Origin of the sequence: uncultured Dokdonia sp., from assembly GCF_937910895.1 — a bacterium.
Taxonomy (GTDB): Bacteria; Bacteroidota; Bacteroidia; order Flavobacteriales; family Flavobacteriaceae; genus Dokdonia.
Window position 1 is genome coordinate 1 of the sequence record NZ_CALEMI010000152.1, and the last position, 11,367, is coordinate 11,367.

Below are 11,367 nucleotides of genomic sequence, written 5' to 3' on the forward strand. Positions count from 1 at the left end.
TACATCTTAAAATCATTCTTGTCAAGAAGTGTTTCTTAGCTCCTATTGTTTGTTTAATACTACGAGTGTGTTATCGTACTTTGTATCGTAGACTTTCACGAATCTGCCTGACGGTAGGCAGGAGCGTATAAAAGATTTTTTTCGGCTATTATATGAGATAAAGAATAAATGAAAATCCTCTATAAGCAGACATTCTCATCATTTATACTACAAGAGAAAGCAATGCGGAACCTAGTCATAGCAGATAGTGATTACCTGTTTTCATACTATAAGGGATTTAATGATCTGATAATAGTACTACATTTTTACACAAAATAGGAATGTCCTTATATAAGTGTATGCGTTTCTTTCAATTTTGCAGCGATATGTTTCACATTTGATTTCAATCAAAAATTCGTTTAAGGACATAGTCTTTACGTCTACTGGAAACGGGTACTTTATAATCAAGATGAACTACAAGTATGCCTTGTTTGTTGTATTTGAGGACATGCTTTTTATTGACAATATACGATTGATGGCAACGTATAAAAATCTCTTCAGAAAGGATCTCTTCTACTTTTTTGATCGATTTTGAGATCATGATTTTCTCCATTTGTTGTGTGTAAAATGTGGTGTAATTACCTTCAGACCTACAGTAAATGATATCATCTTCGTAAATAGCATATACATTATCACTGGTTTTAAGAATGACTCTTTTGTTTTTTACACCACTAAAATATTCACTAGATATTTCAATAAGTTTTTCTAAATGGCGTTCTTTTTTTTCTTGGGTGTTTACCTTTTGAAGAGCAGCTATAAACTCAGTCATATCTACAGGTTTCAAAATGTAATCTAAGGCACCTACCTTAATGGCTTTAATTGCGTGCATATCATATCCTGTAATAAAAATAACATCAAAATCATTGAACGTTGTTTTTTGTAGGATATCAAAACCAGTACCATCCCCCAGATGTATATCTAGTAATAAAAGTTGAGGTTGAAGTTGCTCTATGATTTTTATACCCGAGGCAACACTATCTGCTTCTCCTACAATAGAAAATTCATTTTTAAAATGTGTTTCTACTTTTTCTTTGATATCTACCCGTACAGAAGATTCATCATCAATAATAACTGCTCTAATCATGCGCTGTTGGTTTATAAGAAATTAAAAAGAAGTGATCATCCCGCTAGTTGAAGCATCAAGCCTTTTTATTGAAGTCGCTAATTTTTTGTTTGGTTGCTTTTTCTATAAAGTTTTGTATCAGATTTGTTGATACAGATTTTTTTAAAGCATTTTTGTTATATACCAAACTTACAGAAATTGTTAAACTATAGGTAATTCTTTATCATATATTACCTATAGCAACTTGAGTAGGTTATGAAAATTATAAAATCTAGCAGGTTCAAGTTCTTTTTCTGTGAAGAGGCGTAGGGGAGAGGTGCTCTATTTTTTAAGCCGTAAGGTATTTTTTCTGAGTACGCTTTCGCGAAAGCGTATATAGCCCTAAAAACAAAGAAGCCTCATATAAGAGGCTCCTTTTGTCAATGTATGCATGTAAAATGCGCTAGTGAATAATTAATCTTTCTGTAAATAATCCCATATCCGTTTCTAGACGAAGGATGTAGGCTCCTTTACTTATGTTTGATACAGGTAGTTGTATAGTAGTTGTACCTGTTTCTGGTTTCCATTGTTGAATAACTTGACCAAGCATGGAGAATAATGCAGCGTTCTTTATATGATTACGCTCGTTCTTAGTCACTAGAATAAACTTTCCTTGTGCGTCAAAGTTTACTGTTACCGTTTGAATAGCTGTTTCTTCTTCTAGAGAAACATTTTCTTCTTGTACAGTAGTAGGGTCACTATTTTCTCCTTGCTCTTCCTGAGTTTCTTCTTCGGTATCGTTAGAAGTGTCATCATTGGTAGTTCCAGAAGTTCCTTCCCCTTGTTCTTGGTCTTCATTAGAAGTATCTTCATTGGTATCTTCTGTCTGGTTCTCTTCAAAAGTTCCTGAGTTTTCACCCGTACCAGACGTTTGATCTTCCTCTTCTTCCCAATTTGTTTCTTCTTCCCAGTCAGCATCTTCTTCATCCCAATCTGAATCTTCATCTTCAGTTTCTTCTTCGGTTTCTTCCTCTTCAGTTTCGTCTTCATCGGCGTCTGTTCTAAACACGATAAAATAACGATTGTAATGATCTCCAGCTTCAAGAGTGATTTCATAATCACCATCTAAAAGATTGGTTGTTGTATTCTGAACACGATCCTTTAGATATACTGTCGTGGTTTCTGTATCTACATTTTCCAGAGCGTCTATACCAATGGTAATAGGTCCAGACTGTGGTAATGTCACTACGAGTGGGAACTCTGTTACATCCGTAATATTAGGAACTCCTTGGATGACAAATTTCTTATCTTCCAGATCCCAAGTCATATCTTCACCAGGACCAAATTCAATTTGTCCATCATAGGTTCTATCAACTCCAAAAGTGGTATTTGGATCTACCGTGATCAAAAGTTGTCTGTGATATAAACTAGGAGAATCAAAACCAATTCTGAATTTCTGTCTCGTGTCTGGCGCATCTAGGTCTGAATCGTCTAGTTGTGCTATAGGAGTGTTTACTTGATTGCTATCACTTTCTCCTTCCTGCTCCTCTCCAAATAAGAAGATAGAAGCACCGCTCTCTCTTACAAAGTTACGTTGTGTATTACTAAATACGATATCTCCATCACTTACGGCAGCAACAAAGAATCCTTGTCCTACGGCAACATAGCGATCAGGCGTTTTTGTTCCTCCACCTATTTGGGCAACATCTGGGTGACTTACCGCAGGTGTTCCTCCAGAAAGCGTATATAGGGCATAACCAGCTTGGTAATCTGCAGTGATATGATTTCCACCTCCATAATGCTCCCAGAGGTATAATGTACCGTCAAGATGTGGGTTGTCATTAATAAAGTCATTGGCATCTAAAGCCGATGGGAAAGGGTTTCCTACAATATAATTTCTATCGGCAAGAGCAGGCACTACAATAGCTTCTGCATCTGTACTGTTATTAGGCTTTCCTACAAAGACATAGTTTTGAGGATCTGTAATCGCTCCCGACCCGGGTCCTTTCATCGTATATCCTTCACCTACACCTACACTTCCAAATGGACCAACATACTGGAATTGTTCAAGTCCATTACTGTATTTAAACATCCAATACGCACTAATCGTAATAGGTGAAGATGGTGCTCCATTGAGACCACCACTAAAATTCATGATAGATGGATTGTTAGGATCTGTCCCGTCATTCATGACGTTTGCAATACTATAATCCAAGTTAATCTGAGTCCCATTGATCACACTTACTGGAGACGACCAGATATTATACGAATACGTATCTGCGGTTCCTTGTTGATCTTTTTCTAAAGATCCAATACTCGTCAGGTCAAGATCACTATTTTCTGTTTGTATGAGTTGTGACTCATCTACAAGATCTAAGACACCATCTACTTTAAGGTAGTGGGATACTTCTATTTTACTATCATTTTCTATAGATAGCTCATTGGCTTGTACATCTAAAGCAAGTACCGTGTTGTTTGCTTGTGTTGTAACATTATGGGCGGTTTGCACAATATTCCATTCTACATTTACCGTATTGTCAGCGATAGATGGGCTATTAGGTACTTGGAAACCAGTTCCATTTTCCCAAGTAGTTTGGTTTGCCCAATCACCTGCCGTTACAGATACATACGGAAGCGGCGCTGTTTGATAATCTACTGTATCTAAGTTTTTGATAGCAGCAATAAGATTATTGTTAGACTCATCTTTTACGTTTGTAAAGGTATAAATGTTCATAGGGAAATAGGCAGCGACATCATCCCAATCGGTTGTAGCAAATTCGTTTTTAGAAATCGTAGGAGGGACAATTCTACCTCGTACTCTTAAATCTGTATTTTCTTCGATCTCTTGATTCATAATAAAACGAATCTGATCTTGGCTCAATGCAATATCCCATACGCGTAATTCATCAATAGTTCCTTCATAAAAATTTGTAGGCGCTCTTTCGTCTACAGCTCCAATTAAGAAGTGACGGTCATTGCTTACTGGCGGGTCTAATGTTTCTGTATTATCTAAAACACCATCTATATAAACGTTTGCTGTAGTTCCATCATAAGTGATAGCAAATTGGTGCCACACATCATTAGGAATTGGAGTTGTAGTTCGGATTTCTTGCATGGTTCCACCAGCATTTCTCCATCGTACTCTTACACGTCTAGTATTTATAATGTCTATGGCATATCCTTCGGCAAAAGCAGCATCTCTTTTTGATACGACGGTATAGCCTCTATCGCTATGGTTGATCCATGCAGAGACAGTAAAAGGTCCTGTTAGGTCTAAAGAATCATCGGCATCCATATAATCCTGTACACCATCAAATGTAATAGAGCGAGGGTATACATATTCTGGTGCATATCCAAAGGTGATATACTTAGTACCAATAAAATCATAGGTAGTTTCTAAGTTAGCGCCATTAATGTTCATAATACGATATTCTGATGTAGGACTAAAGGTAGGCGTATCAGACACAAACATGAGGTAATCTCCAGGAGGTGTTATCGTAGCAGAAAGTGATATTTCTGGTATAGATACCTTTACGGTACCAACGGTACCTGTTTCTACTACTTTCCAAGTACGCTCTATAGAGCTAAAGTCTACGATCGTATTAAGTCCAGCAATACCAGCACTCATATCAACAACGATTGGCGTTGCTGCAGCAAGCGGGGCATCATCATTCCCCCACATTAGGAAGTTTCTATCAGGGATTACATTAGGATTAGTAGCTATGTTTTCATTGTTGGTAGCATAAACATCAGTGAGTCCCATGGTAACAATTGCGCCTGGATTTACCGAGGTAGATTGTTTTTGATTTAATCCTGAATTATCATCTCGTCCTATACCTGCAATATCGTAATTGAATCCTGAGTTTGATACCGTGTTCCAGATCACATTATTGCTAGAATCAACATAGTTTTCATCTCCGAGCTCGGTAGCTGTTGTACTATTAGTATCGTGTAGCGTAATCCCATTTTTAATTGCGAGATAGGATTGTATTCTAGATTGATCTATAGCAGAGTTAGGAGAAGCATAACTAATCATCTCTGTTATTTTCCCATTAAAGTGAGAATCAAAAGGAGTTCCCATAATAGTAATACGTCCTACACCTAATATATACATAGAGTTGTCAATAGAACTATACGGAAGATCACCATCAGAAAAACCTGTACTTTGATTATACGTACGTCCAGCATAATTATCGATACGAATTCCATTCTTATAGATTGTCGATAGATTTGCGACAGGATCATATTTTACGTTAAAGATCATCACTTCATTGTCATAACTATCTGTACTACTTTCGTAGGCTCTACCATAGTTTATACCATCAGAACTCGCTAGATTTGAAGGCGTAGATCCAATCATGTGGCTTATAATATTGTCTACTGCTATAAAGCGTATAGAACCTGGATTAATCCAGAATCCCGTTCCGTCCTCAGCAAAATCTTCAGGCGTAACCCTTCCAGATATAATAGTCTCTTGAGAAGAAGTGCTATTTACATTACCATCAGGCTGTACTACAAGCCAATATTCATCTGTAAAAAATCCTCCTTTTCCTTTAAGCTCTGTATCATTAGAAGTGCTAAAGTTGAGTACAGGATTATGGTTTATGTTTTCTGTACTATTATCATAATAGGTAGGAGCACTATTATTTGCGACTCTTGCATCATTATCAAAAGCTTCATCATTCCATGTACTTACGGCATTCCCATCAGTTTCTGCTATCCCAACATTTGATTTAAGCCATAATCTAAGATTTGAAGTCACATCTCCAGGACCTAATGAAGGATTTGTAAATGGAGTAATAGGATTCCCTAAAATTAGAACATTGTCAAAGTTTACTCCATCATCTGTAACACCATCACCATCTGAAGCAAAGGTAAATCTAAATCTAGCTTGCGAGTTATTATCTAGTGTACTAGGCATATTTATTGCAGCAATTACAAAAGAAGACTGTGTAGCAGAAGATCCGCTGTCACTATTACGTCCTGCCCATCCATCTACACCCGATCCTAATGCTGTGACATTATCGGTATTATACCAGTAATCTGTTGGGCTAGCAGCGTACGCTCCCAGAGGAGTCCACGTAGTACCTCCATTTGTAGAGTACTCCATACGAAATCCATCTTTCGTATCATTAGAGGTGTCATGACGAATGTCTACTTGAACTCTAAGGTTTGTATAGCTCGTTAAGTCTATCACAGGGCTCGTGACACGAGTAAGAGAATTATCTGCGTAATTATTATAGTTACTTGTGTACCAATAATTACCTTCCGTACCTGTTTCTGTTGTATTGGTTCCATACGTCCACACAGAGTTTCCTCCAGGATTAGACACCGTCCAACCTCCATTGTTGGTATCAAAATTTTCGTAATATATCGTGTATTTAGGATCCGTATTAATAACAGCCGTTCCTTGGATATCAAAAGTATATACCCCTTCATTACTATCGTTATTTACTATTCTAATAGTTGCATTATGAGTACCTGCAGCTGTAGGTATGTAGCTTATTTGGAACGTCGTACTTTCTGAAGGATTAATAGCATTATCAGGAATTGAACTTACCGAAAACTGTGCAGCATCTGCCCCTATGATCGTTATATAAGGGGAAGCTCCTGACAATGTAAGGACACCAGATCCATTATTTATAATTGTAAAGTCATTAATATTGGTAATACCCACATCTACAGTTCCAAAATCAGTTCCATCTGTAATATCTGGAGTGACATCGCCATCTGCAATAGGATTTGATAATCCTGTAATATCAATCTCTGGCGACAACACAACAGACGCCTGTCCTGTAATATCAAATGTATATGGGTTTTCATCACTGTCATTATTTGCAATCGTTACCGTAGCATTGTGCGTTCCAATGATTCCTGGATTGTAGGTAATTCTAAATGTGGTAGAACCTCCGCTACTAGGTATGGTAGACGTAGAGGGAATTGTTGTTAATGTATATTGTCCAGCTCCAAGCCCTGTAATCGTTACATAAGGAGAAGGACCTGTCAGTAATAAGTCGGCGCTTCCTGAGTTACTAATAATAAAATCACTAAACGTTGTATTTCCTGTTAATAAAAATCCAAAATCAGTACCATCTACAAATGTTGGTGTCGTATCACCATCATTAATAATATTACCCATTCCAGTAATAGTCATTTCGGGTTCTGGACCTGTTCCTGTTCCTCTAATATTAAAGTTGTAAGGGTTTTCATCACTATCATCATTTGCAATGGTAACAACAGCATTGTGAGTTCCAATTGCAGACGGGGTATAGGTAATCGCAAAGGTGGTTGTGCCAGTTAAAGCATCTACGGTATTTGAGGGGATATTTGTGATTGAAAACTCACCAGCATCTGCTCCTGTGATGGTCAAGTAAGGAGAAGCTCCTGTTAGGTTTAGATCTAACGTTCCTGTATTGAATATAGTAAATGTGTTTTCGTTTGTGTTTCCTACCAAAACATTTCCAAAATCAGTATCATCTGCAGTAGAAGGTGTCGTGTCTCCATCAGAAATAGAGTTTCCTAAACCTGTAATATCCATTTCTGGTTGCGGAACACCAGAAACAACATTTATTGAATAATCTTCTACTTCTCCAAAAAAGTTATTGTCTTCATCACAAGACCCTGGTGTTGTCGTTCCAAAACGGTGCGATACTCTCATTCTAGTAGTTCCTATTGTAGCCGAGACGGGTACTGTGAAACTTAATGGAGAGTTTGATGTAGGTGCACTAGCCGCACTAAAAGAGGTTCCCAAATCGTAGGATTCTCCAGGATCATCAAAATCTTTATCTTGATTCCAATCGATCCATACATTGGTTACAAAATCATTATTACCCGCGGTATTCACCTCTGTAGTTATCGTATAATCAGTACCCGTTGTTAGGTCTGTAGATATGGACGTAAAATCAGAGTAACCGCTAGTGGCAGTTCCTGTACTATTATTGATAGTGTTTACATTTACTCTACTAATCCCCGTTGTAAAATTCACGATTGCCATAGATCCACAATACTGAGGATCTGTAGTCACCACAACATTATCAACAGAAATATCACTATCAAAGCCGGTACCCGTACGACCTACAAATCGTAGATTGATCGTGTTTCCTGCATAGGCAGAGATATCAACGATCTCTTTTCTCCATGGTCTATTTTCAGCACTTTGTTGCTGTCCGTTTACTGTAAATAAGTCGGTCCAAGTAGTCCCAGCGTTATCACTTACTTGTAATGTCAATCTTCCCGTTCGATTACCATACATGTGATAATCAAATGAAAAATAAGCTGCTGTTTCAGCAGAAAGATCAATACAAGGGCTTCTTAAAAATGCTGTTGCGTTAGGTCCTAAATTTCCACCTCCATTTGAAGCCTCTGTATAATAGTAAAAAGTACCATTACTAGCTTGAAATGGCCCCGTGTTGTTAGAAGGCGTAGTACCAGATCGTTGCGTCCAGTTACCACTATCTCCAGTAGGTTGAACCCAGTCACCCAGACCACCTTCAAAACTTTCATTGTATGGAAAAGAGGTTATTGAAGTACCCGTACACGCGTATACGTCTTCTTCTCCCTCGGCTGTTACCGGTGAGGCTGTATTATTTAAAGCAAAAAGAGGTTGAATTGAAAATAGAATACTTAAAACAAAAGTACACAAAGTACTGTACGAAGTAATTTTTTTCATTTTTTAGGTTTTGTTGCTGTAAAGCTTTGGGGACTTTACAGTGATTTGGGACCACTAAATTACGAAATTTCTCAATCCCACCATAAAAAAAGTGTTAAAATTGTGTTTCTTGACCTTGTTTTGTGTATTTCGTCGATGTTTTTAGAGTATTAATAGGAAAAAAGTTAACATATTTAGTAAGTTTTTGCTTTTTACGCTTTCGCGAAAGCATAAAAAAAGGGAATCCATCATGAATCCCCTTTTTACTTTTAATGTAATGTATAATTTTCTATTCTTTGCGGCTCACTTTTTTTCGTATTCCAAAGTATATTCCAGCTGCGATTCCTAAACCTACAAATCCGTCTATAGGCGCTGCGGGTGTTTCATCATTTACATCATCAGGAAATACAATTTGTGCATTTGCTGTGGTTATGCTAAATGTACTTATGAGAATGACAAGAAAGCAAAGATGTTTGATACTATATTTATTTTTCATAAGTGCTTTTATTTTTTGATTAGGCGTTTAGTAATACTTCCAGATCCTGTTGTAAGGGTTACAAAGTAGATTCCGTTTGTAAGGGTAGATAAAGAAGCTATTTCCAAAGTGTCTCCATTAAAACTACGCTCTTTATTATACAGAATCTGACCTAATACATTATTGATTTTAATAGTAACATCTTGTCCTCTTAATTGTGTAGAAGTAATCAGAAGTTGATCTCCTTCTAATGGGTTAGGAAACATAGTAATATCATCTGTAAAAGCTTCTTCTATAGTAAGTGCTTTTTCTTCAAAAATAATCTTAAATCGATCACTTGCACTACTAGCCTCTATAGAAGTATCTACCGTAAAAGTGATAAAGTTATCTCCTTCTTCTAGTTCGTAAATTTCTCCAGTAAATGCATCTTCCAAATACGCTGTTACTTCTTCAAGACCTGCTTGCTGCACACGTAAGGTATATGCGTCTGTTCTATACGCATTATTGAATAGCTGGATTTCATCATCTATATTAGGGTTTGCTCTACGCTCTACACTTAATATAGCATCTCCATTTGTGATTGCCATATTTTCATCTATATTAAAGAACTTAGCGGCATCTGTTAATGTAATGTCATTACTAAAGTCTGGAGAAAATAAGATCACAAAGTTATCTTGTAATTTGCTTCCAGCATTATAATCTTCCGTTCTAAATAATTGTCCTATAATATGTGCATTGTCTACAATAGGATTTTCTTCTGTAAAAAAGATGTTTGTATCTTCTCCTACTACTTTATCGCTTTCATTAAATGTTATCGCCGTTGAGTTATCTCCGACTGTTGTTGCCGTTGTCACAAAAGCCGACTGCCAAGGTTGGAAGAAGTGATTTGCTTCAGATCCAGCACCATTGGTAGATCCAGCTCCTGTAAGAATCACAGTGACATAAGCGCCTCTGGCTCCTAGTGTAGCATCCCATACGTAGTACTGATTGGTATTAATATTTGTAGCATTAGCTACAATGGTATTCATTTCTACCGTTGCTTGGTAAGGGTTTCCAATAAGGTTAAAACTTCCAGCAGTATGATTTAAATCTGCACCTGTGAGTGTTGAAGTTCCCGTAATGATAGTTCCGCTTGCTCTTAGTCTTGTATCAGTTGGCGTAGCACTATTAGAGGTAACATCAATCGTACGATCTCCACGTACAAATAAGAGGTAAGAGCCACCAGCAGTAAGTGTATTTACATCAGTGTTTCCAATAGGGGTTAGGGCAGGAGTTGCTGCACTGTTATCATAGGTAAATAATGAAGGATTCCCTGAAGGTGTGGTATCAAAACCATCGGCTCCCGTTGTAGATCCTGTAATATGTGTTCCAAACCCAGCAGCGGTTGATCCGTTTTCTTGCCAGTTTTCACGTATCGTAGTTGTGGTCGTCACTGGACTCGTTACAAAACGGAAGGCTCTTCTTGCGGGAACAAAACGTTCTATGCTTACATTACCAGTAACCGTCCCGTTTCTAACCGGAGCAATCATAGCCGATTGTAAAGCACTGCTTAATAAAGTGAGATTATCATTTGTTGTGATATCACCTTGTCCGAGTGTTAAGAGTTCATTGACGCTAACTCCAGTGTCTATTGTAATAGAAGCACTATTATCTATGGTAAGTTTTGCTACTTCAAAGGCATTTCCAGAAAAAGATTGATCTGTTCCGTCTTTCTTAAAAGCAATAACTTCTGCTTGATCTCCATCTAGTGTTCCTGCATTTGCAATGTTTCCAGAAAGTTGTACTCGTGTTGCACCTAGATCCAAAGTAGCACCAGCATCTACAGTGATATTATTGATGACAGTATTCGCAGTAAGTGCAATACTTCCAGAACGTACAATTATATTATCGGTAGCGGTAGATACACCACTAGGATCTCTAGGATTCCAAGTGCCCATATCATAAATATAGTCTGTAGCACCTAAAGAAATTTTTAAGTTATCAATGGCCATATCACTCCTGAAATCAGCTCCTGTAGTTCCAGTAATACGAATCTGTATGATCTCGTCATCCATAGTAGATAAATCTACCGTTTGTGTTAACCAATCAGCATTGTTAGTTCCTTGTTGTTGTCCTGTTAATGTTGCAGCAGGGATCAGTGTCCAATTGGCTCCTTGATCAACA

General features: G+C 37.5%; 4 protein-coding genes. All 4 read right to left on the minus strand.

The genetic code is table 11. The features are described 5' to 3' along the window. Nucleotides 1–382 precede the first annotated feature (382 nt). On the minus strand, nt 383–1,123 hold the full coding sequence (locus Q0505_RS17890) for a LytTR family DNA-binding domain-containing protein (protein ID WP_299215804.1): 741 nt from the start codon (nt 1,121–1,123) through the stop codon (nt 383–385). A 421-nt stretch (nt 1,124–1,544) separates the two neighbouring features. Then, a complete protein-coding gene (locus tag Q0505_RS17895; RefSeq protein WP_299215806.1) occupies nt 1,545–8,750 on the minus strand; it encodes a choice-of-anchor D domain-containing protein in 7,206 nt (2,401 codons plus the stop codon). Between the two features lie 268 nt (nt 8,751–9,018). After that, nucleotides 9,019–9,225: a PID-CTERM protein-sorting domain-containing protein gene (locus Q0505_RS17900; protein WP_299215808.1), complete on the minus strand. Its 207-nt coding sequence runs from the start codon at nt 9,223–9,225 to the stop codon at nt 9,019–9,021. 8 nt (nt 9,226–9,233) lie between these two features. After that, nucleotides 9,234–11,367 (minus strand): T9SS type A sorting domain-containing protein (locus tag Q0505_RS17905; protein ID WP_299215810.1); only part of this gene is annotated, 2,134 nt, incomplete at its 5' end.